General features: G+C 54.5%; 19 protein-coding genes and 1 pseudogene. 12 read left to right on the forward strand and 8 right to left on the reverse strand.

Going from position 1 to position 21,849, the window contains the following annotated elements; translation table 11 throughout:
• Positions 1-192: 192 nt before the first annotated feature.
• The 5 genes from N6V40_RS05375 to N6V40_RS05395 all read right to left on the reverse strand — a co-directional run bounded on the left by N6V40_RS05375 (position 193) and on the right by N6V40_RS05395 (position 4,824).
• Positions 193-711: a VOC family protein gene (locus N6V40_RS05375; protein WP_131089211.1), complete on the reverse strand. Its 519-nt coding sequence runs from the start codon at positions 709-711 to the stop codon at positions 193-195.
• Between the two features lie 133 nt (positions 712-844).
• Positions 845-1,555, reverse strand: coding sequence for a TetR/AcrR family transcriptional regulator (locus tag N6V40_RS05380; RefSeq protein ID WP_131089210.1), 711 nt, complete (start codon positions 1,553-1,555; stop codon positions 845-847).
• A gap of 264 nt (positions 1,556-1,819) precedes the next feature.
• Positions 1,820-2,830: a cytochrome P450 gene (locus N6V40_RS05385; RefSeq protein WP_262199313.1), complete on the reverse strand. Its 1,011-nt coding sequence runs from the start codon at positions 2,828-2,830 to the stop codon at positions 1,820-1,822.
• 20 nt (positions 2,831-2,850) lie between these two features.
• Positions 2,851-3,477 (reverse strand): flavodoxin domain-containing protein, encoded by a 627-nt coding sequence (locus N6V40_RS05390; RefSeq protein ID WP_262199315.1) that lies wholly within the window; start codon positions 3,475-3,477, stop codon positions 2,851-2,853.
• 57 nt (positions 3,478-3,534) lie between these two features.
• The gene (locus N6V40_RS05395) at positions 3,535-4,824 is read right to left on the reverse strand and encodes an FAD-dependent oxidoreductase (RefSeq protein ID WP_131089208.1); all 1,290 of its coding nucleotides are present in this window, start codon (positions 4,822-4,824) and stop codon (positions 3,535-3,537) included.
• 256 nt (positions 4,825-5,080) lie between these two features.
• On the opposite strand from N6V40_RS05395, the gene N6V40_RS05400 reads away from it, so the two are divergent.
• From N6V40_RS05400 to N6V40_RS05435, 8 genes are all read left to right on the forward strand, one after another.
• Positions 5,081-6,550, forward strand: coding sequence for an APC family permease (locus N6V40_RS05400; RefSeq protein WP_131089207.1), 1,470 nt, complete (start codon positions 5,081-5,083; stop codon positions 6,548-6,550).
• A 118-nt stretch (positions 6,551-6,668) separates the two neighbouring features.
• Positions 6,669-7,544 (forward strand): Gfo/Idh/MocA family protein, encoded by an 876-nt coding sequence (locus tag N6V40_RS05405; protein ID WP_131089206.1) that lies wholly within the window; start codon positions 6,669-6,671, stop codon positions 7,542-7,544.
• 95 nt (positions 7,545-7,639) lie between these two features.
• Positions 7,640-8,449, forward strand: a complete 810-nt coding sequence (locus N6V40_RS05410; RefSeq protein WP_262199316.1) for a cyclase family protein — start codon at positions 7,640-7,642, stop codon at positions 8,447-8,449.
• 154 nt (positions 8,450-8,603) lie between these two features.
• Positions 8,604-9,515 (forward strand): hypothetical protein, encoded by a 912-nt coding sequence (locus tag N6V40_RS05415; RefSeq protein WP_131089204.1) that lies wholly within the window; start codon positions 8,604-8,606, stop codon positions 9,513-9,515.
• On the forward strand, positions 9,512-10,486 hold the full coding sequence (iolC, locus tag N6V40_RS05420) for a 5-dehydro-2-deoxygluconokinase (protein ID WP_242632494.1): 975 nt from the start codon (positions 9,512-9,514) through the stop codon (positions 10,484-10,486). Before N6V40_RS05415 ends, iolC begins: the two co-directional genes overlap by 4 nt.
• Positions 10,487-10,564: 78 nt before the next feature.
• Entirely contained in the window at positions 10,565-11,704 is a 1,140-nt protein-coding gene (locus tag N6V40_RS05425; RefSeq protein ID WP_131089203.1) for a Gfo/Idh/MocA family protein, read from the forward strand.
• On the forward strand, positions 11,701-12,705 hold the full coding sequence (locus tag N6V40_RS05430; RefSeq protein ID WP_262199317.1) for a sugar phosphate isomerase/epimerase family protein: 1,005 nt from the start codon (positions 11,701-11,703) through the stop codon (positions 12,703-12,705). Before N6V40_RS05425 ends, N6V40_RS05430 begins: the two co-directional genes overlap by 4 nt.
• Positions 12,706-12,781: 76 nt before the next feature.
• Positions 12,782-13,006, forward strand: coding sequence for a hypothetical protein (locus N6V40_RS05435; protein WP_131089201.1), 225 nt, complete (start codon positions 12,782-12,784; stop codon positions 13,004-13,006).
• A 347-nt stretch (positions 13,007-13,353) separates the two neighbouring features.
• Here N6V40_RS05435 and N6V40_RS05440 read toward each other — a convergent pair whose 3' ends face one another.
• Complete coding sequence (locus N6V40_RS05440) at positions 13,354-14,415, reverse strand: YeiH family protein (RefSeq protein ID WP_262199318.1); 1,062 nt, start codon at positions 14,413-14,415, stop codon at positions 13,354-13,356.
• Positions 14,416-14,487: 72 nt separating this feature from the next.
• Here N6V40_RS05440 and N6V40_RS05445 point away from each other — a divergent pair, with 72 nt between their 5' ends.
• On the forward strand, positions 14,488-15,417 hold the full coding sequence (locus N6V40_RS05445; RefSeq protein WP_131089200.1) for a LysR family transcriptional regulator: 930 nt from the start codon (positions 14,488-14,490) through the stop codon (positions 15,415-15,417).
• A gap of 113 nt (positions 15,418-15,530) precedes the next feature.
• Here the strand turns inward: N6V40_RS05445 and N6V40_RS05450 are convergent, their stop codons facing one another.
• The gene (locus N6V40_RS05450) at positions 15,531-16,868 is read right to left on the reverse strand and encodes an MFS transporter (RefSeq protein ID WP_131089199.1); all 1,338 of its coding nucleotides are present in this window, start codon (positions 16,866-16,868) and stop codon (positions 15,531-15,533) included.
• 152 nt (positions 16,869-17,020) lie between these two features.
• On the opposite strand from N6V40_RS05450, the gene N6V40_RS05455 reads away from it, so the two are divergent.
• From N6V40_RS05455 to N6V40_RS05465, 3 genes are read left to right on the forward strand one after another with little or no spacing between them, the layout of a single operon-like run.
• Positions 17,021-17,893, forward strand: coding sequence for a shikimate dehydrogenase (locus N6V40_RS05455; RefSeq protein ID WP_131089198.1), 873 nt, complete (start codon positions 17,021-17,023; stop codon positions 17,891-17,893).
• The gene (locus tag N6V40_RS05460; protein ID WP_131089197.1) at positions 17,893-19,746 is read left to right on the forward strand and encodes a bifunctional sugar phosphate isomerase/epimerase/4-hydroxyphenylpyruvate dioxygenase family protein; all 1,854 of its coding nucleotides are present in this window, start codon (positions 17,893-17,895) and stop codon (positions 19,744-19,746) included. Before N6V40_RS05455 ends, N6V40_RS05460 begins: the two co-directional genes overlap by 1 nt.
• A gap of 18 nt (positions 19,747-19,764) precedes the next feature.
• Positions 19,765-20,535: an IclR family transcriptional regulator domain-containing protein gene (locus tag N6V40_RS05465; protein WP_131089196.1), complete on the forward strand. Its 771-nt coding sequence runs from the start codon at positions 19,765-19,767 to the stop codon at positions 20,533-20,535.
• Between the two features lie 14 nt (positions 20,536-20,549).
• Here the strand turns inward: N6V40_RS05465 and N6V40_RS05470 are convergent.
• Positions 20,550-21,790 (reverse strand): annotated as a pseudogene (locus N6V40_RS05470) (PLP-dependent aminotransferase family protein).
• Between the last annotated feature and the right edge of the window lie 59 nt (positions 21,791-21,849).

Consider the following 21,849-nt stretch of genomic DNA (forward strand, 5'->3'; position numbering starts at 1 on the left):
GGCGCGCCGACGTCGAGTCAGTTCGCCTCGTGCCGGGGAATTCGAAATGTGCATTGCAATTTTAACCTTTGAAGATTGTGGAAGCCGGGTGTGGCATAACGCTTGAGAACTTGTAGGGGAGTGGTTCAGTGAACTTGGAAACTACCGGATGCCTTCAGCGGAAAACATCAGCAGTTTTCAGTTTCTTGGGAATTAGGCCCAGCGGGGCAATGCCATTCGTGCCTGCGTCGTTGATTCGTAAGGCATTCCAGGAGACCACTGAATGAGTTCGAGTACTAACCCCCATGTGGTTCTGAAATAGGCCCACCTTAGTCCTTCCATATCCTGTTCTTCCTGGATGATGTCCGAAATTTGAGTGGTGTCTAGACGACTTGCTAATTCGTCGCTTGCCTTATCAATGTCGTCGACATGCAGGCATAGGTGCCAGCCTCCTGGATCCGCAGGTCGAGGCGCTGCATCAGGAAGGGTGGCAGTTCGATTCGTGTACTCAAGTAGCTCGATATTGAATGAATTACCCAGTACCAGGTTCGCTTGTCGCAGTGTTCCTGGCTCGGGTTCCAGCTCACCAGGCCAGACATATCCAAAATCATCAAACGGACCTGCCTTGATAACCACTTCGAATCCTAGGGCATCGACAAAAAAGTCGACTGCTTCCTCAAGATCGGGGACAGACATGCCGATATGGTCGAATGCTCTTTTAACTGTGATCATTTATCTCTCGATGTCTAGGGTTGCGAAAGCATCTTCTGCTAACTAACGGTCGGTAGGCAGAGATGGATATAAGGATTTGTGTTGAGAATTGGACAAAGAAACTAAGTGTTGATTCTGGTGGTGATCGGGCCGGTTAGGAAGCGGCCAATCCGAGAATTTGACGGGCGATGGCCACGGCTTGATCAGCGCCTCGAGACAGGCCCTTGGCTGTCTTTGTAGGTTCGAACCATCTGGTTGAACCCTCCAGCAGTGTGTTGACCATTTTCACCTTGATCGAGACATCTTCGAGTCCGAGGTCACGAGCAACCGCAATGTACAGCGATTCGTATAGATCGACCCAATGCGCCACTTGCACGCTGAGATCCACAGGAAGGATTTGCACTGATCGGTCGATACCAACAATCAAATCCCACAAATTGCTTTCGGGCAATTGAACCTGGCGTACGAAGTGGAGCCGGATCATCGAGTCGAGAAAGGACGAAGCGTCCTTCGCGGGGCGAACTGCATCAACAAGGGCGCTGCAAAAATGATGGAAGTGCCAGCGCAGGGATTCCGCGATGATTTCGTCGCGACCACCTGGGAAATGCGAATAAATTGTAGGTGCCTTGATATCAAGTTCTTTTGCCAACGTACGCATGCTAACGGACTGCATCCCGTGTACTACGCACAGCCTTAGGAATGCTTCGACGACACGACGCTTAGCAGGAGACATGTCGTCTATATGAGCGGTATCGAACTGACGCGCGAATTCATCCAACGCAAGCTGGCGAAAAGTTGTCGCCATAGGCTCTGACGTTGTCTTTTTCTTTTTTGTCGTTGCTCCATTAGCGGTCATAACCATCATCTTATCTGTTTATCCTGCAAATCTAACTTGCTCGCAGCTTGCTCTGCTCCACTGTAAAAACTGTTGTCTCCCGTTCGAATGTACTGTTCAATTCGAGATTGCGAGTTTTCGACGCAATGATCTTTCCTACGTAAAAGTCGAGTCCAGTTGGAGCTGATCATTAGACCTTCATTGAGGCAAAAGCTGACTAGTTTGCGTTGGTGCGATCAAGGCGATCGCTTGGTGGAGAGCTTTGCGGAGCTCTCCACCAAGCAAAACGGGTTACTACGACAGAGTGACAGGCATCTTGTCGTATGCGACTAATCGATCCGTGATGACGCGAATTGGCTCCTGAGCAATCGTGACTTCGGTAAATCGCTCCGCAATCATTGTGAAGATGATGTCAATTTCAGCACGGGCAATCAACTGACCTGCACAACTATGGGTACCCAAACCGAAGGTAAGGTTTCGGCTCGCATCGATCGGCCGCGTGAAATCAAACTTGTGTGGGCTGTCAAAAATTTTCGGATCGCGATTCACGGCCCCGATAGGGAATTTGACCATTGAACCAGCCGGAATGGAGATGCCCGCAATTTCGATGTCTTGGGTCGGGAATCGGGTAAGCAGGAGTTCGACGGGATTTAGCCGAGCGATCTCGTTGACAATCTGTTCGCGGGCTCCTGGATTATCCCGGTACTCTCGAAGGACTTCTGGATGCTCGGCGAAGATCTCAAGTCCGGCGCCTACTAGATATGCTGGATTCGGGGCGCCTGACATGTAGAAAAGTACCATATTTTCCAGAACTTCTCGTTCGGTGATTTCACCCCGTTTGCTTGCCGCTAGCAGCTCATCTGCCAAACCGTTGCCTGGACTCTCTTCCTTTTCCTTGAGCAGCTTCGCGGTTGTGTTAAACATGTAGTCTAGGCTTTCGATGGACTTTTCGCGCGTTCCAGGGGCAGGATCAGTTGCCTGAATCAACATTGCATTCCACAGTGCCCAGAACAGCGGCTCTACTTCGCCGTCTGGGAATCCCAGTACCTGCGCCATGGTTGTATGAGTCGGAACAACGCCCAAATCGAAGTGGCCGTCGATTACCTGTCCTGGCTTGTACCCAGCGAGGATTTCCTCCATGGAAGTCTTCGTCGCTTCGACCCACTGCTTGATCAGCTTCGGGGTGAACCAGCGAGAAAACAATCGACGTGCCTTTGTGTGATTAGGCGGGTCAAGAGAGAGAACGGTATTTCCAAAAGCCTTCCATGGATTCTCTTGAATCCAATCTGGCTCACGGATGCTCATGCTTGGTTCCTTGACGAATTTCATCGCCTCATCGTAGCCAAGAACGACGAATGTCGTGTCGTCAGTCTGATGAACGGGGCCCAGTTCGCGAGCTGCGTCGTACCAGGGATGAGGATTTTTTGGAAGTCTTCGTTGCTCCATGGGAACAGGTCTGAAGAGTGTGAGCTTTTTTCCACTTGTTCGGATTCACCTTCGGCATTGAGGATGGGCAGGATCTCGTTCGTGAGCCATTCTTGGGCAACCTGCGCGGGATCGAGTCCGGTCACTGCGTCATGCTTTCCGGTTGGCCCGATTTGTTCAGCTCCTAGGTCGATCAAAAGCGTAGAAACTGTTGCTACCGCGTTGTTGTAGTTTTCGTAGGTGCGATCTCCCAATCCGAAAGCGGCGAACTTGAGTCCGCTTAGATCTGGGCGTTCAGCCGACAGCGCGTCGTAGAAAGGTTCTGTCGTTGCCGGCAGCCCGCCCTCGCCGTAGGTGGAAGTAACGAAAATGGTGAGTTCTGCGTTGGAAACGTCTGAAACACTGGTGTCGGGCAGTTCGCCTAAATTGCTCGTGAACCCCGTGGAGGAAAGCGCTGCGGCGATCTCATCTCCCACCATTTCTGCGTTTCCGGATTCTGTTCCATACCAAACGTTGACTCGAGTCATCGGTGTTTCCTTTTGTGATTAGGTGTTGGTTGATTAGTGCGGTGAAGCAAGAAGTTATTAGCTGCGCGTCTGTGCGACTACGTCGCTCATTTCGGACCATGATGTGAACTTTTGCCTGATGCGACCGGGCCGTGCCCTAGTTACTTCAGCTTCATCAATGGCTTTCCAATCAGAAAACGAAACCGGAGTTTGAGCCAGGAATGGTGCAACGCCGGCCAAACCCGTGAGTTTAGATTGTTTTCCCACCTTTGCGGCGACCAGTTGCGCAGTCTGTTTTGCAAGCGCTCGGTTTTCGGCGAGGTTTCCTAGCCGGCCGGTAGCGCACCCGCCGGCGCGAAATACATTGTCGGCAGGAACTTCGCCAAAACCGATACGACGCTCTTCGAAGCCAATCGCAGTAATGACAGCCGATGCCCGAAAGGACGTTTTGGGAGACTCTGCGGACAGGTGAGCGTCAGATGTTCCATTTTGAGTTCTGACAGTTATTTGATTGGCATAGGCATTGTCTTCTTGGAGGTCGATTTCGCGCAGTTTCTGGTTGAAGAAAACTTCGACGCGAAGTCGTTGATGGCGCGTTGGCCCCGAGAATGTGTCAGTCCTTTCCGTGGAGCGTCTTCCGTCCAGATAGACCTCAACACCGGGGATGGAGCACAGCTCCTTGAACATCGACGGGTCCCAACGAACTTGTTCGTAGGGGCTTCGGGAGAGCAACGTGATGCGAGTGATTTTCGACGGCGCTAACGCTTCTCGAGCCGCGTCATCGACATCCGATCCATCAAAACCCTCATCTGACTTGGCGAGTAATCTCGCTACATCCATTGCGACATTTCCTGAGCCGATGATGAGAACAGAGTCGCCTAACTCCACAGTTTCTTTTGTGCGAAGGTCACTGTCTGGATCGGCGTTGAGGTAGCGAAGCAACTGGCTGGCACCCCAAATCTTGGCACCGGGGTGGACCGGCACAGGAAGTGCCCGTTCAGAAGGAAGCCCTGTCGCTATGACTACAAAATCAAAGTTTTCCTGGAGGACTTCAAAAGGGAGATCTTGCCCGATTCGAACGTTGCCTACGAATTCGACTTGGTTCGATCCGAATAACCGCTCAAACTGCCGAGTCACGTTTTTCATTCCTTGATGGTCAGGAGCCACTCCGTAGCGTAAAAGTCCGTATGGAGCAGGCCTGGCTTCGAAGACTGTAATGCGTACTTCGGGGATACATTTGAGCATTGCGAGTGCGGCGAAACATCCGGTTGGGCCGGAGCCAACAATCGCAACGTGGGCTGAAATTTTTTCATCATTTTGTCCACTGTCCGGCATGATGCCTGACAAATAATTTGTAGAAATGGACATAATATCTCCTAATGAGACTATAGACACGTCTAGTATCTATGTAGAACATGATTCTTGATTACCATAACGCTACCTAACGTTCGTTAGGATGTCTAGGGTGAATTTTTCGGAGTTCGTAAACGTCTTGTAAACAAAAACAAACAACCTCTTCCCTAACTTACGATCGTTAGGTAGCGTGGTGACAATCGCACCGGTGCTGCGCATCACACGACCGGCAAGTGCGGTTCGTTCCCTCCCTCTCTCCAAGGAACCCACCATGACTAAAACATCCAAGGATGTAGGGGCGTTGCCTACGCAACTCCCGTCATCAACTACTCGATTGTCAGGAAATCTAGGTGCAACGTCGCTAGTTCTGAGCGTCCTCGCCTTTTCCGCTCCCATTGTGACCGTTTCGGGATATATTGCCTTCGCAATTGGCTTTGTTGGTGAAACGGCGCCTCTGGCCTGGGTCGTGGCAACTATCGGTCTAGCGATCTTTTCGGTTGGCTACACCACCATGACTAAGCACATCAAACGCCCAGGAGCTTTCTACGCCTACATTTCACTGGGGCTCGGGAAGACGCTTGGACTTGGCGGAGCCTACCTAGCAACGGTTTCGTACATGCTGATTACGGTTGGCATCTATACATTTACCGGGACAATGGTTTCTTCTGCTGTGGAAGCCTTAGGCGGACCAATTATCCCGTGGTACTTGTGCACTGCAGCCAGTTGGATTGTCATCACCGTCCTTGGCCACTTCCAAATTGAACTTTCCGCCAAGGTACTGGGCATCGTCATGGTCCTGGAGATTATCTTGGTAGCAATTTTCAACGTCGTCGTTCTCGGCAAGGGCGGTGAAAGCGGGCTGTCAGTTGAGCCCCTGAACCCAGCCAAGTTCTTGAATGCCGGCACAGGCATGGCATTGTTGTTTGCTTTCGGAAATTTCGTCGGATTTGAAGCAACTGCTCTGTATCGGGACGAAGTTCGAAATCCAGGAAAGACGATTCCTCGGGCAACGTATATGGCTGTCTTCCTCATCGGCGGGTTCTACGCGATTTCTGCGTACTCAATGATTACCGCCTATGGATCAAGCGCGGTCTCGCATGCGGTTGATGACCCAACAACGATGTTTGATTCAGCGATGGCAACTTACGTCAGCAACAGCTTGGCCACAGTGACGCTGGTTTTGGTAGCAACTTCAGCGCTGGCATCGGTGCTATCTACACACAATGTGGTTGCACGATACCTTCAAAACCTCGGTGCAGATCATGCTCTTCCGAGCTTCTTGGCTGCTGTACACCCGGTTCACAAGTCGCCATACAAAGCGTCGGGAACGAACTCCGTTCTGGTTGGCGTACTTCTCATTCTTGGTGGGCTCATCATTCACGACGAGGACCTAGTTATCGGAACTGGCAGTGGCTTGGGAACGGCAGGGGTTCTGTCCCTGATGGCCTTGGTGAGTTTTGCAGTGGTCCGATACTTCGCTATGGCTGGCCGCCCGGCAGGCGAATCAGTGTGGAGGGTGAAAACTGCGCCTCTGATCGCCGCATTCATTCTTTGTGCAGTCGTAGTGTTTGCGCTTGTTCGATTCGATCTTCTCGTCGGCGGAGAGCCAGGAGAACGGCTTTGGCTCCTGCTGATCCCGATCCTGTTCATCAGCGCGGGCTGTCTGGTTGCGATTCGGATGAAACGTCTGCATCCCAATTTGTATGGCTGCCTTGGCCGTGCAGAAGGTGACCGATCCTAGCGGAGCTTTCAAGCTCGGAAATTTGAAGTGGGCTAAATCGCTCATTGAATTCATTGCATTGCGGAAGACGTCGACTGTCTCCGCAATGAACAGAAACAACAAAAGAAAGTAGGACAAGATGACTGCAGTAAAAATTGGACTCGTTGGCGCCGGCCCGTGGGCAAAGATTTTTCATGCGCCAATGATCACCGGAGGCCCTGAAGCGGAGCTTACGGCTGTCTGGGCTCGTCGACAAGAAGCTGCCCAGGAAATCGTTGATGAGTTCGGAGGCGTGGTCTCCGGCTCCTTCGAAGACTTGGTCGAGTCCGTAGATGCAATTGTCTTCGCCGTCCCGCCATTCATTCAGGCGGAACTGGCGGCAAAGGCCGCGCCGGCCGGCAAACCGATGTTGTTGGAAAAACCACTTGGTGTGGATCTTGAACAGGCCGAGAAATTAACGAGCACCCTGAACGAAGCCAACGTAGCTACGCAGGTCATGTTCACTAACCGGTTCAGCCCACGCATTCGTGAATTCTTGGCTGATGCACGGAAACAGAAGCCGATTGGCGCTGTTGGAAGCTACATCAATCAGGCAGCACTTCCAGGTGGCACTTTTGCAACTCCTTGGCGAATTGAAAAAGGCGGCCTCCTCGATCTTGGGCCGCACGTTCTGGACACTTTGGACGCGGCAGTTGGGCCTATTACCCAAGTTCGCGGTGAAGGCGATCCACAGCGCTGGTACATCTTGACGGCTACTCATGAGAACGGGGTTTTGAGCCAGGCCGCTTTGTCGCTCACTAGCCCCGTCGTCACTGACGTAGCCGGCGTCAAGGTATATACCGAAGACGGCGAACTCGAATGCGAATTCGTGGGCAAAGACGGTGACCCTGAGACGCCTCACGTTATTCGCCGAGAATTCGCCGAAGTCGTAAGGTCTGGCAATTCTCACGAGATTGACGTGAATCGAGCCCTCTATATCCAGCGATTGCTTGAACAAGCAAAGACCGCCAACTAAGTAATTCGGATTGCCTGGTGCCATAGGCGGTATCCGAAGATTTACAAAATTGGACGCGGGCCCTTGATGGCCACTCAAATTTGAAAGGTGGACACATGTCTCAGAACGTCATTGCCACTACTATCAACGAACTGCTTGGCCCGAACGCGCCGAAGAATTGGGGCAAGTGGGGCGAGCAAGATGAGGTCGGCAGCCTCAATTACTTGGATGCAGCCCAAATTCTGAAAGGAATTGCATCAGTCCAGTCCGGTGAGGTTCATACGCTTCAGGTACCCATCGGTGACCCCGACCTTCCTGATCCGGTGTGGCCCGGCCGTGAGCCCGCAGTACGCACCCCAGTCATGGACGAAGGTTATTTCATCAGGGGTGAAGAAGAAGAACCGTCCGATGGCCATCATTGGGCGGACGACAAGATCGAAATGTTCACGCAGGGGTCGACGCAGTACGACGCGCTAGCTCACTACTGGTACGACGGCAAGGTCTGGAATGGTTATCCGGCGGAAAGCACTGTGGGCGAATTGAGCAAGGCATCGGTACTGCCAATTGCTGAACGCGGTGTCGTTGGCCGAGGTGTTCTGATCGACGTGGCGCGTGCCCGCGGCAAAGATGCGCTTCAACGCGGTGAAACCATCACTCTGCAAGATCTTTTGGATGTCGCCAAGCTTCAAAATATCGAAATTTCCAATCGCGACATATTGCTGATTAGAACCGGCTGGATTGGCTCGTACTATCGGACCCAGAGCTCTGAGTTCTTTGACGATTGGAACGAACCAGGATTGATCTACAGTCCCGAACTAGTGGATTGGTTCCAGGAAATGGAAATCCCGAACTTGGTTACTGACACCATTGCGAACGAATTGAGCTTCTACCCCGGGGGCTCCAGCTTCCGCTGCATTGCGCCTTGATGCGCAATCTCGGGGTCGCCTTCACTGAACTGTGCCAATTGGATTCGTTGGCTGATGCCTGTGCAGCAGACAAGCGGTGGAAGTTTCTCTACACTGCTGCGCCCCTCAAGATTGTTGGCGCAAGCGGCGCCCCAGTTAATCCGGTGGTGATCCGATGAGCGCTCATATCGAAGAAACAAGCTACGAGACAAATGTCGATCCTGTCCCACGTGGCCCAATCGATGTGTTCCGTGATGAGTACGGAATGTTCAGTATGGTCGCAGTAGATCAGCGAGGCTCGCTACGTCACATGCTGAGTGAAGGCCGGCAGGGTGCTGCAATTGCGGACGATGAATTGTCCAGTTTCAAGACTGACTTGGCTCTGGCTATCGGGGACCAGGCAAGCGGCCTATTGCTTGACCAAGATTACGGGCTAGCAGCAGCGAGAAACGCACAGTGCCCGGTAATCCTGGCCGCCGATATCTTGAGCTCCAGCCAGCCTGGTGGTCCCATGGACATCGCTCAACTTGATGATTCTGTGACTCTCGAAACTGTTCAAGCTTTTGGCGCGAAGGCTTTGAAGTTTCTACTGCCCTGGCAGCCCAACCGCAGAACCGAAGCCGTCGAGCTTGCTCATGCCTTCATGGAGCGGTGCCGCGAGTTTGGAATTCCGGGAGTGCTCGAGGGCGTTGTCAGGCCACGCGAGGGGCATCTGGAATCGGCCGAAGGCTTCTCGGAAGCGCTCATCATGGCCGCATCGGACCTGTCCAAGGTGCAGCCAGACCTATATAAGACCGAGGTCCTCTATGGTGGCGAACAAGATCGAGCACTGGCAGTAGCAACAGCCAAATCAATCACTCGCGAACTTGACTGCCCTTGGGTTGTTCTTTCCTCCGGCGTTTCTGCCGAAGAATTTCCTGAAGCGGTTTTGGCAGCAGTGACGGGTGGAGCAAGCGGGTTTCTGGCTGGTCGGGCTGTTTGGAGCCGTGCAACGAGGGCGGCAGATCCTGGCGATTACCTGCGCTCTCATGCGCCAAAGAACTTGCAATCAATAGCAGAGCGAATTCGAAAGACAGAAGAACGATGAACAACAGGATGGACCAAAAAGCCGATGTCGTGGTGATAGGTCGAGTTTGCATCGACCTGTATCCGGAACAATTCGGAGTCGGGCTTGAGGAAATCACCAGCTTCAGCAAGTCGATTGGAGGCAGCGCAACGAACGTTGCGGTAGCTGCAGCACAGCTCGGAAATTCCGTACGGCTGATCAGTCGCGTCGGTGACGACCCGTTCGGGGAGTATGCCAAAAATGAAATTGCCCGCCTTGGTGTAGACAACACGGGGATAACAGCCGTAGCCGGAATGAAATCGGTGCTGACTTTTTGCGAAGTCTTCCCACCGGATAATTTCCCTCTGTATATCTATCGCGAGCCTACTGCTCCGGATATGTACATTAATGGTGACGAACTGCCTTTGGACCTCATTGCGAAGAGCCCTATTTTCTGGGCAACCGCCACGGGCTTGTCTAAGGAACCGACGCAGTCTGCCCACATCATGGCCTGGGAAAAACGCGGGCGTAAGCCCAACACCATCTTGGACCTGGATTATCGTCCGATGTTCTGGAAAGACGAGGACCAAGCGCACCAAGCCGTTTCCAAGGCGCTGGACCATGTCACGGTGACAGTTGGAAATCTCGAAGAGTGTCGAGTTGCAGTAGGGGAAACTGACCCGGACCGGGCAGCAGAGGCCTTGCTGGATCGTGGCGTGGAATTGGCGATCGTCAAGATGGGCCCCGAAGGCGTAATGGCAAGAACCCGTACGCAACGCGTTGAGTCCAAGCCGATTCCAGTAGATGTAATCAACGGCCTGGGAGCAGGTGACGCATTCGGAGGTGCATTGTGCCATGCGCTGCTCAGAGGGATGTCGTTGCAGGAAACACTGGACCTCGCTAATGCCGCAGGCGCTCTGGTCGCGACGAGACCGCAATGTTCATTGGCCATGCCGAGCTGGGACGAGCTCCATGAGTTTTCCGTTCAGGCACACGGCATTCCAGCCAACTGATGAACGACTCTGCAGGATTACCAGGTGCATTCCCATCTGATCTGCATAAAACAGAAATAACGAGCATAAGGAAAAACAATGAACGAGATTAGAGTTGCAATTATCGGTGGTGGCGGCTTCATGGGGTATGCCCACAGCCTTGGATGGGCATTGGCTCCCATCACAGCCGATGCAGGTGCAGTCGTTCGCAAGGCCGTACTTGTTGAAGCCGATGAAGAACGGGCAAAGTCGGCAGCGCAACGACTAAATTGGGAAGAATGGTCGGATGACTGGCGTGCTGTTATCGCCAGGGACGACATTGATGTTGTCGATATTGTGACTCCTCCAGGGTCGCATGCAGAAATCGCTGTGGCAGCTCTGCAGGCCGGTAAGCATGTGTTCGTCGAGAAGCCCATCAGCAATACGCTTCAGGACGCAGAGATCATGCAAGCAGCGGCCGAAAAGAGCTCATCGGTGAGCCAAGTGGGCTTCAACTATCGCCATGCAGCTGCAATTACCTTGATCAAGAACATGCTTGACGACGGGACCCTGGGCCATCCATTGCAATTCCGTGCTCACTACACGCAAGATGTCGGAGCGCTCGGACGTGTCTTGAGCGGGTGGCGCGCCAAGAAGTCTGCCGGTGGATCTGGCGTTACAGGCGATATCGGTTCTCACATCATCGATTTGGCTTCGTATCTCGTTGGAGACATTGAATCGGTTAACGCAATTGTCGGCGCAAAGAATCCGAAAAGTAACACTGCGTGGCTTTCGGACGAAGAAAGGAAAGCCGGAGACCATCTCGATGACGCGGCTTTGTGGATGACCAAATTCGAAAACGGCGCAATTGGTTCATTCGCGGCGACGGTGTACGCCTCGGGGCGCAAGAACCGGCTATTTTTTGAACTTGAATGCACGGGCGGCACCGTTGAATTTGACTGGAACCACACTGACGAAATCAAGCTCAGCTTGGTCAGTGATGACCCAGACAAGCAAGGCTTCCGGACTATCACGTTGAACGAAAATCACCAGGATTACTGGTACCCATTGGGCGGTATGGGAACGGGTTATGCAGATGATGCATCCCTGCAGCTTCAAAAGTTCGTACGTGCCATCGTCGAAGGACGGCCGGGTACGCCAGGGTTCGCGGAAGCGACACGTACTCAGCGCGTCATTGAAGCTGTAATGCAATCTGCTGATAGCCACCAATGGGTAGCGGTAGACGAGGTGACGGCATGAGCCTGGACTTGAGATGGAGCACTGACATTGTCACTTTTTTCAACCCTGAATATTGGGATATGCCCGCTGAGCAGGCCTACAGCGAGTGGGAAAGAAAAGTTGACGAGGACCCTCATCGGTTCTTTGACAAAATGCTGGACGGCGCTGCCGAAGCACAACTTAGCGGCATCGAATTAGCGCCAGCACCCGGTGGTTGGGTTAATGCGTTGCGTGCTTATGGGACCGCTACTGCTTTCAAGAAGGAGCTAGACCGGCGCGGCCTCGTACTTTCATCGAGCTATGTGTTGCCGACAGCGCTCAAGGCAGTCGTGGACGCCCCAGACGCCAAGAGCAGGGCCGTTGCCCTGAACCGGCTTCATGAGGAGACGGCGCAACATGCCGAATTTCTTCGTGAGGTGGGATGCCAAACGTTGATTACTAGCACCGTGCCCAGGGCAGAGTTCTCGGAAACGGCCGGAGTCGAAGCATCGGCCGATTCATTCGCGAAGCCTGCCGATCCTGATCTTATGGGATCCATCGCTGACGTGCTGGAAGGCGCAGGGAAAATTGCTTCCGAGAGCGGAGTGCATCTCGCGATTCATACAGACGCCTATTCACTGGCATCACGAGTCGAGGATATAGACACCCTGATGAGCATTACGGATCCGAATTTGGTGAAGCTGTGCATAGATGCGGGGCATATCGCTCTTGACGGAAGCGACGCGGTGAGCGTGGTTCGCAAGCATGCTCTACGTGCGCCGATACTTCATTGGAAAGACTGTGCAGCACATTTACCCCCGCACAAATTGAGCGGAACACCGATGGAACGACATGACGTGATGATCAAATCGTTCCGAGTTATGGGTGAAAAGGGAATTGTTGATTGGCGCAAATGGACCATGACTCTGAAAGAACAGCAGTGGTCTGGCTGGGGTGTAGCGGAAATCGATATGTCTGTTGATCCGATTCGTGAAATTCGTGATGGAATCGAATACTACGATTCTGAACTCTCCCAGAATTGATCACTAATGTTCCGGTCTCTTAAGGCAGTTCGGTAATTTCATAGTGCCTGAGGAGCAAGGGTTAAGAGGCATCACCATGGCTTACGAAGATGTAGTCATCAATACTCTATTACGTGCTTTGGATCCCCAAGGCGTAAATGCTGCAGGCGAGCGAGGCATACCAGCCGCGGGGCGTAGCCGGCAAAATGACGAAGAAGTCGTCGAGAGAGAAGATCATGTAGATTTCGAATTCCTTGCCACTCCTGCGGAAAGGATTTTGTCGTTCTTCAAGAGACAACATCGCGAGATAGCGTCTGACTAAACGACAACGGAACCAGAGGGTTAGTGGGAAAGGTTTACAGCGGACCGGCTTGGTGCGCCATCGTGATCCTTGGTCTTAAGTGCGCGGCAAAGGGACTTGTCCAGGATTCAGAGCTTCGGATGATCGAGTTCTGAATTCAGGCAAGTTCCTTTGCCGCATTCTCTGGAGACTTCAAGAGGCAAAGTCGTGCCGCTCCCAGAAGGTGACCCGCAATCCGTGATGAAGGGTCCTAAAAGACAACTTGGCTTAATATTTGCCAATAGAACTAGCGCGTCAATATTGGCTTTTGGCCAAGGCCCGTTTCGAGGAAAGTCTCGCGTGGCCGACGTCCTCTGCTGGCTACAAAACTAGGCCGGTGGGAAAAGCACGGTTCCGCTGGCTGCCACCGTGATGATGATGAGTGTTGCGATCACGCCCAGAAGCAACGCCTTGACGCCGGTAGTGAAGATGCTGCGCAGGTGGACCCCGAGCCCCAGGGCAAACATGGCCGCAGACAAGAGCAGGGTTTGCACGGTGGAAGCGCCGTCGATGAACACCTCGGGGAGATCCATGGTGGTGCGCACCAGCATGGTGGCCAGGAAACCAATAATGAACAAGGGCACCAGCGGCGGATTCTTGTCGCCGCGAACGCTGTGCTTGCGCCGCATATAGATTCCGACTCCGGCAACCACCGGAGCGAGCAGGAGAACCCTGGCCAGTTTCACGGTGACGGCCACGGCCAAGGCGGCTGCCGACACCGAGCCAGCGCCGGCCACAACCTGTGCCACCTCATGGGTTGAAGCGCCCACGAGCATGCCGATGCCGCGTTCATCCAAACCCAAAAACAGGCCCAGCGCGGGCATGGCCGGAATCATCAGGGTTCCGAAAAGCACCACTAGGCCAACTGCTGTGGCTACTTGATGCTCCTTGGCCTTGATTGTTCCTTCAGCCCCAGCCACAGCTGCCGCGCCGCAGATGGAAAAGCCAATGGCAATCAACAGCCGTTGTTCCAGGTCCAGACCCATCAGCTTGCCGATCCAGGCGGTGAGCAGGAACGTGACGGTCACCGATGAAACCACCACCAGCAGCACGCCGGGGCCAAGAGCAAGGATGGATTCCAAGGACAATTGGAATCCCAGAAAGACGATTCCCCACCGCAGCAGCTTCTTTGCCGAAAGTGCCACTCCGGAATCAACAACATGAGGCACTGGCGCCAGGTTGCGCCACAGGGCGCCAAGCACAATGGCGATGAGCAACGCGCTCACGGAACTGGTGAAATGGCGGGCGAGCATGCACAGCGCGCCGACGGCCAGGCACAACAGCACGCCAGGGACCGGGCCGGAGAGCAGCCGGGTGGCCAGCGGCGTTCTGCTGGCCATGCCGGCATCGGAAGCAGAAGCAGTGCTGGTCGAGCCCGAGAGGTGGTTCATGCTCACCATTCTCCGCCGATGCGCTAGCCAGCGGTATTCGCCTCCTGGCTATCGCGGGCATATGATCATGATATGGATAGCGATTCGCCAGCAGGGCAGAGCCTGTCTCATTGGCTGCAATTCTCATCATTGGAGTTGCTGGTTGGCATTGCCGATCACGGGAGCCTCAGCGCAGGCGCCCGGGCGGCCGGCATGGCGCAATCCAACGCCTCGCGGGCGCTGAAAACCCTCGAGCGCCGATTGGGATATGCGCTGGTGACCAGGAAAACCAGCGGATCAACTCTGACCGCAGAAGGAGTGCTGACCGTCCAGTGGGCGCGTGAGGCGCTCGCCGGGTTGAACGCATTTTCCGCCGGTGTGCGCTCGCTGGCCGAACATGGCAACAAGGAGCTGGAATTCGGGGCCAGCATGACGGTGGCAGAATACCTGGCCCCGTCATGGATCGGGCAGCTGCATGAGAAGCTGCCCAGCGTCATTCCGCGAATGAGGATCATGAATTCCCACGACGTGATCCAGGCGGTGGAACAGGAGCAGCTCGGCTTCGGATTTGTTGAAACACCTCAGCTGCCCACGTCTCTCAGGAGCCGTGAAGTGTTCCGCGATGAAATGCTGGTCGTGGTTTCGCCTACCCATCCTTGGGCAGCGCGGAAGAATCCGGTGACCTTGGAAGAGCTGCAGGAAACCGCGCTCATCGAGCGCGAGGAAGGCTCGGGGACCAGGGCCTTTTTGAATTCCTTGTCCGCCGTTGAACGGGCCAAGCCGATTGCGGAATTCAATAGCAATGCGACCATCGCCCAGCTGGTAGCCGGAGGCATGGGGCCGGCAGTGCTCAGCCAGCTGGCGGTGGAGAACCTGCTCAATCAAGGGTCGTTGGTTGAAGTACCGTTTGCCGGCCCGGCGTTAATGCGCGAGTTGCGCGCCATTTGGCGTGAAGAGCGTGCGCTGAATGCCAATGAGCGGACGCTCCTTGGCATCGCCATCAACGAGTCTCCCAACGCTTGAGATCCAGGCGGTCCCGGGCGGCATTCTTGCGTCCCTTAAAATCAGTATCCCGGCCGTTTGGCATTCCTTGAAGGGAAGGCAGGCCAAACGGGCCGGGATGCTTGCAAAGACGGCTAGGAGACCTTCTCGACCGCGTGGCCCAGCTGCTTGGTGGGAACCCGATAGGTCTCGCGTGCAGTCAACGCCGAGAGCGAGGAAATGACGGCGATCGCCGCGGTGAACAGGCTGATCTGGACCCAGCCATTGGCTTCAAGCCCGCCCAAGGCGGCGACGATGGACGGCGCGAAGCCCGCCATCAGGAAGCCCAGCTGGGTGCCGATGGCCAGCCCGGAGAAGCGCACCTGCGAGGAGAACATCTCTGCGTAGAAGCTCGGCCAGACAGCGTTCGCTGCCGCATAGGCGCAGGAGAACACCAGCACCGAAAGGGTGAACTGCGCCAGCGCGTTGCTCGACTCCATGGACCGCAGGTAGAACGGCATGATGGCCGCCGAACCCAGCGCGCCGTAGATGAACACCGGCTTGCGGCCGATCTTGTCTGCCAGCATGCCGAACAGCGGCTGCGAAATCAGGGCGCCGATATTACCGGCGACAACCAGCCAGAGAGTAATGGATTCGTCCATGTTGCCGATGGTCTTGCCGTAGGAAATAGCCAGGGTTCCATAAACGGTAGAAACGGCTGCGATGAAGGCACAGAATACGACGCGCAGAACGTCCTTCCAGTGGAAACGAAGCAGTACAGCCAACGGAAGCTTGGCGATTTCATTGTTCTTCTTGGCTTCTTCAAATTCTGGAGTCTCATTCAACGAACGACGAATGAAGAAGGTAACGATAACAACCAGGGCCGAAAGCCAGAACGGGATACGCCAGCCGATGCCGTACTTGATCTCATCAGGCAAGGCCACCACAGGAATAAAGATCATGGCGGCAAGAATCTGACCACCCTGAGTGCCCGTCAACGTCCACGAGGTGAAGAAGCTACGGCGGTTATCCGGCGCGTGTTCCAGTGACATAGAGGAAGCACCTGCCTGCTCGCCAGCTGCCGACAGTCCTTGGCAGAGGCGGGCGAAGACCAACAAGATAGGCGCCAGCCAGCCGACCTGGTCAAAGGTAGGCAGGCAGCCGATAAGGAAGGTTGAAGCACCCATCAAGATGAGGGTGAACATCAAGACTTTTTGCCGTCCAATGCGATCACCAAAGTGGCCCACAAAGATCGCGCCAACTGGCCGGGCGACATAGGCGAAGCCGAAGGTTGCCAGCGACATAACGGCGGCGTTGGTGTTTGTATCAGGGAAGAATATGTGCGGAAAAATCAGTGCAGCCGCTGAACCGAAGATGAAGAAGTCATAGTATTCAACAGCGCTTCCCATGAAGCTAGCGACGGCAGCTTTGACCGGGGTGCGGCCCTGACTGCCTGAATCGGCTGATGCGTTGAGGCTATCTGGAGATGGCATCGGAGGTACTCCTCGTCGAGTGTTTAAAGCTGAAGCTCAAGAACAGTGTTCGCTATGCGTACACTTGTTCGGAATGTGTTCATTGCATTACAGTAGATGTAAATCACATCTCAGGCAATACCTGAAGTAAACAAGAAGAGTTGCGGGAGAAAATGAGTACACGTGCGGAGTCTTATCTGGTCGGTTTGATCGGTGATGGTGTGATGCCGTCGCTCACCCCACCGATGCACGAAAGAGCTGCCGAGGTTCACGGTCTGCGATACCTCTACCGGCCTATTGACCTGACCGAACTGAAACTACCGGCCAGCGACATCGGAGAATTGCTCATTGCCGGAGCAAAGCTTGGTTTTAACGCATTCAACGTTACCCATCCTTGCAAACAACTCGTACTTGATCACTTAGATGACATCTCACCCACCGCCAAAGCCATCGGTGCGGTTAACACCGTGGTCATCACCGACGGCAAATTCCACGGGCACAACACCGACGCCTCAGGATTCTCTCGCGCTCTCGACACCGGTCTTCCCGCAGCTAACAAGCAGCGCGTCCTGCAGCTAGGAGCCGGCGGCGCCGGTGCCGCCGTCGCGTACGCATTGCTGGATTCTGGAACCCAAGAACTGCATATCGTTGATCTTGATGAAGAGCGCGTGAATCATCGAGTCCAAGAACTTCGCAAAAACTTCCCCAAGGCCAGCATCCACGCTGCCACGCCAGATCAGGTGCCTGAGTTGCTGGCACAAGTTGATGGGCTACTTAATGCCACGCCGATTGGCATGCATCACCACCCAGGGGTGCCACTAGATATTGCCGCTCTGGAAGCCCGACACTGGGTCGCAGATTGCATCTACCGCCCGGTGGATACAGAACTGATCGTGGCCGCTCGAAACTTGGGCTGCCAAGTTCTGGACGGCGGACATATGGCTGTGGGACAAGCCGTGGACGCTTTTGAAATCATCACCGGCATCAAGCCAGATGCCCAGCAGGTGCGCGAGCACCTGCTGGAACTGCTGGAAAAGGGACTGTAATGCGTACATCCATCGCCACCGTATGCCTCTCAGGAACACTCGAAGAGAAACTGCTGGCCTGCGCCAAAGCAGGGTTTGACGGCATCGAAATCTTTGAACAAGACCTCCTGGTTAGCCCGATGTCACCAGAAGAAGTCAAAGCCATGGCGCAACGACTGGGGCTAACCTTGGATCTGTTCCAACCCTTCAGAGATTTTGAGGGAGTCACCGAGAGTCAGCTGAAAGCTAACCTGCATCGGGCCGAAGCGAAGTTCCAACTCATGAATCGACTGGGCATGGATTTGATGTTGTTGTGCTCCAACGTTGGCACCGCAACCATCAACGACGACCAAGTGTTTATCGAGCAGATCCGACAGCTCTCGGATCTGGCGGCAAAATACAATGTGCGCATTGCCTATGAGGCGCTGGCCTGGGGCAAGTACGTTGACACCTATCAGCACTCTTGGGAGATCGTGAAGCAGGTGGACCGCGCGAATGTGGGCCTGTGCATCGATAGCTTTCACATTCTTTCGCGCGGGGATGACCCGGCAGAGATTGCGAATATCCCTGGCGAGAAAATATTCTTTGTTCAGTTGGCTGACGCCCCAGTGCTTTCGATGGATATCTTGTCGTGGTCCCGCCACTACCGGCTCTTCCCGGGGCAGGGTGGATTTGCACTCGATCAGTTCTTGGCGGAACTGGTGCGCTCGGGATACAGCGGCATCATTTCCCTTGAAATCTTCAATGACGTATTCCGTCAGTCCAACGTAGAGCGTACTGCCATCGACGGCCTGCGGTCCCTGCAATGGCTTCAGTCTCAGACGGCACAGCTACTAAAATCCAACGGCGAACAGTACGCGCTGGAGCTCAAAGAACTTCCTGGCATTCAAGACGCCACCGGATTCGACTTTGCTGAGATTCGTACCGAGGATCCTGAACTTGTCGGCGGGATGCTGGCCCAACTGGGCTTTAGTTTCCGCGGCCAACACCGCCGTAAGCCGGTGCAGCTATGGACCTCGGGGGACGCGCGGATCATCATCAACTCGCAGCGCAGTCGCGGAGTTGAAGCAGCGGTGTCCGGTTTTGGCGTTCAGGTACTAGATCCCGGTGCGAGCGGCGAACGGGGCAACAGCTTGTTGGCCACCAAGGTCCCGCGCTTGCGAACCTTTAATGAACAAGAACTTCCAGGATTTGTTGCCCCTGACAGCACCGAGATTTTCTTTAGTTCGCCAGAGAATACACAAAACTGGATCATTGAATTTGAAGAAGCGACGCTGCCTAATACGGGCGTCAACGATGGGCCCATCCTGTGCATTGACCACATCAACCTGGCTCAACCATGGCAGTGCTTTGATGAATCCGTGCTGTTTTACAGCAGTGTCATCAACCTCAAAGCACAGCCGGGAACCGAAGTTCCTAGCCCCATGGGTCTGGTGCGTTCGCAGGTGCTTTCCACCGAGGATTCCAGCGTGCGTCTGGCGTTGAATATTGTTCCGCATGGTCTGGAGAGCGCCATCGAGCGCAACCATGAATATCCAGAACATGTTGCCCTGCGCACCGAGGACATTATTGGGTTGGCCAAGGATGCTCGCGCACGAGGCATGGAGTTCTTGCAGGTTCCGGCGAACTACTATGAAGACTTGGCCGCACGCTTTGACCTTGATTCGCAACTGCTCACAACGCTCAAAGAATTGCACCTGCTCTATGATCGTGATGAAGCGGGGGAGTTCTTGCATTTCTACACCAAGACCATTGGCAACATGTTCTTGGAGGTAGTTGAACGTCGTTCTAGCTACGATGGGTATGGAGCGCCTAATGCTCCGGTGCGACTGGCCTCTCAGTTTGAGAGCAACCGCTGGAGCAGAAACCTATAAAGCTGGGGAGAAATACACGTGGCAGAGCGGCCAGATTACTTTGTTAAGTCTGCGGATAAGACTTTGGCCGTGCTGCTCGCATTTTCAGCTGGCAACACCGAATTGACCGTCTCTCAAGTGGCTACGGCAACGGACCAGACCCGCGCTTCGGCTCGCCGGTTCCTGCTGACCCTTACGGACCTTGGCTATCTACAAGCTAACGGCAACGCGTATCGGATGACCCCGCGCGTTTTGGATATCGGTGCTGCCTATTTGTCGGGACTCACTCTGCCACAGGCAGCGGTGGGTCACCTACAGTCTCTGGCGCGCGACTTGGAAGAGACCGCTTCATTATGTGTGCTTGAAGGCCAAGACATTCTGTACGTTGAACGCGTTACTGCACCACGACTGCACGCGCTAAACGTCTCCATCGGCAATCGACTGCCGGCCTGGGTGACATCGATGGGCCGTGTGCTGATCGCTCACCTAGAGCCTGCCGAGCAAGAGGCATTCCTTGAGCGGGTAGATCTGCACCCGTACACCGAACACACGGTGGCTGATCTTGCGGCATTAAAGAAGGAACTGGCAAAGGTCCGCGAGCAGGGATGGTCACTGGTTAATCAGGAACTCGACGAGGGACTGCGCGGACTGGCTGTTCCGGTGCTTCGCGGTGGGAAACTTCTAGGCGCGCTGAACATCTCGGTACAGACCAGCCGGAACAACTCTGAAGTCATCGAAGAAGAGCTGTTGCCAAGGCTGCGACGTACCGCCAAAGAAATCGCTGATGACTTTGGCGGTCGCCTGAGCTAAGCGAGAGGCGGACCCTAGCTAGCGTTTGCTTCGATAGCGGAAGCTAGCAGGGTCGATAGACGCTGCACACCTTCAGCGATGGTGGCCTCATCAACGGCGCAGAACGCTAGACGAAGCTTGTTATCTGCCTGTCCGCTTGGGCTGAACGCCGCTCCTGGAATGAAAATGACTCCGGCCTTCACGCCAAGTTGCAGCAGCGCATACGTGTCGATTCCTTGGGGAAGAGTCAACCAGATGAAAAATCCACCTTCAGGTCGCGTGTAGCTGACCTCTGCTGGTAGGTACTTTTCTAGGGCATCAAGCATTGCGTCGCGACGGGAACGGTACAGATCGTTGTATTTAGTGATCTGTCCCTTCCAGTCATGCTCTTCAAGATAAGCACTGATGATCATCTGATTCAGGGTTGGTGGGCACAGCGCCACAGCTTCGCCAGCCAAGTAGAAACGACGGAACAGATGGGTAGGCACTGTGGCCCAGCCAATGCGTAGACCGGGTGCAAAGATCTTGGAGAAGGAACCCATGTAGATGACGTTCTCGGGATCCAAGCTGCGCAGGGTTGGCGCCGCTTCTCCCTCGTAACGCAGCATTCCGTAAGGGTTATCTTCCAGAATCAGAATGCCTTCTTCACGGCAGATGGCCACGATTTCTTCGCGTCGCTCGGCTGCCAGCGTGATGCCTGAAGGGTTGTTAAAATTCGGAATGGTGTAGAGGAACTTGATGCGTTCCCCGGAGGCTCGCAGCTCAGTGATGCGCTCACGCAACGCTTGAGGAATCAGACCATTATCGTCGGTGCCTACCGGACGTGCTTTGACCTGGTAGGCCTCAAAAGTATTCAGCGCACCAACATAGGTCGGGTCCTCGCACAGTACGGTATCCCCAGGATCGCAGAAGACCTTGCAGGCCATATCTTGTGCCGATTGGGATCCGTTGGTTACCACTACGTCTTCAACTTTGACGTTGGTGATTCCTTCTGCGGCCATGACATCGAGGATCTGCGCGCGGAGTTGAGCGGTGCCCAAACCGGAGCCGTACTGTAACGCTTCAGGCCCCTGCTCGGTGATGATGCGCTGGGAGATTTCACCAATCTTTGCCAGTGGCAGTAATTGCAAAAAGGATTGCCGCCAGCAAGGGAAACCAATGAAGGATCCAAGGAGAGTTCAAAAACGTCTCGTACCGCAGACTGTTTGATACCTGCTGCCCGCTCGGAGAGCAATTCTTCGTGGGCAGATGTTAGGGACTGGGGTGCGGTGCTCATGGTCCTCCTTGGCCAAGGCTCCCACTGATGTAAGGAGCGCGCTCCTCGCATTCAGGCTC

The organism is Glutamicibacter sp. M10, from assembly GCF_025452055.1.
In the GTDB taxonomy this organism is placed as follows: domain Bacteria; phylum Actinomycetota; class Actinomycetes; order Actinomycetales; family Micrococcaceae; genus Glutamicibacter.

Coding starts and splice junctions, on each gene's coding strand:
- N6V40_RS05415 (WP_131089204.1), top strand. CDS start 8,604: ATGAGCGCTCATATCGAAGAAACAAGCTACGAGACAAATGTCGATCCT.
- N6V40_RS05405 (WP_131089206.1), top strand. CDS start 6,669: ATGACTGCAGTAAAAATTGGACTCGTTGGCGCCGGCCCGTGGGCAAAG.
- N6V40_RS05460 (WP_131089197.1), top strand. CDS start 17,893: ATGCGTACATCCATCGCCACCGTATGCCTCTCAGGAACACTCGAAGAG.
- N6V40_RS05455 (WP_131089198.1), top strand. CDS start 17,021: ATGAGTACACGTGCGGAGTCTTATCTGGTCGGTTTGATCGGTGATGGT.
- N6V40_RS05380 (WP_131089210.1), bottom strand. CDS start 1,555: ATGATGGTTATGACCGCTAATGGAGCAACGACAAAAAAGAAAAAGACA.
- N6V40_RS05375 (WP_131089211.1), bottom strand. CDS start 711: ATGATCACAGTTAAAAGAGCATTCGACCATATCGGCATGTCTGTCCCC.
- N6V40_RS05445 (WP_131089200.1), top strand. CDS start 14,488: ATGGATAGCGATTCGCCAGCAGGGCAGAGCCTGTCTCATTGGCTGCAA.
- N6V40_RS05400 (WP_131089207.1), top strand. CDS start 5,081: ATGACTAAAACATCCAAGGATGTAGGGGCGTTGCCTACGCAACTCCCG.
- N6V40_RS05410 (WP_262199316.1), top strand. CDS start 7,640: ATGTCTCAGAACGTCATTGCCACTACTATCAACGAACTGCTTGGCCCG.
- N6V40_RS05425 (WP_131089203.1), top strand. CDS start 10,565: ATGAACGAGATTAGAGTTGCAATTATCGGTGGTGGCGGCTTCATGGGG.
- N6V40_RS05450 (WP_131089199.1), bottom strand. CDS start 16,868: ATGCCATCTCCAGATAGCCTCAACGCATCAGCCGATTCAGGCAGTCAG.
- N6V40_RS05435 (WP_131089201.1), top strand. CDS start 12,782: ATGGCTTACGAAGATGTAGTCATCAATACTCTATTACGTGCTTTGGAT.
- N6V40_RS05395 (WP_131089208.1), bottom strand. CDS start 4,824: ATGTCCATTTCTACAAATTATTTGTCAGGCATCATGCCGGACAGTGGA.
- N6V40_RS05430 (WP_262199317.1), top strand. CDS start 11,701: ATGAGCCTGGACTTGAGATGGAGCACTGACATTGTCACTTTTTTCAAC.
- N6V40_RS05440 (WP_262199318.1), bottom strand. CDS start 14,415: ATGAACCACCTCTCGGGCTCGACCAGCACTGCTTCTGCTTCCGATGCC.
- N6V40_RS05385 (WP_262199313.1), bottom strand. CDS start 2,830: ATGAGCATCCGTGAGCCAGATTGGATTCAAGAGAATCCATGGAAGGCT.
- N6V40_RS05390 (WP_262199315.1), bottom strand. CDS start 3,477: ATGACTCGAGTCAACGTTTGGTATGGAACAGAATCCGGAAACGCAGAA.
- iolC (WP_242632494.1), top strand. CDS start 9,512: ATGAACAACAGGATGGACCAAAAAGCCGATGTCGTGGTGATAGGTCGA.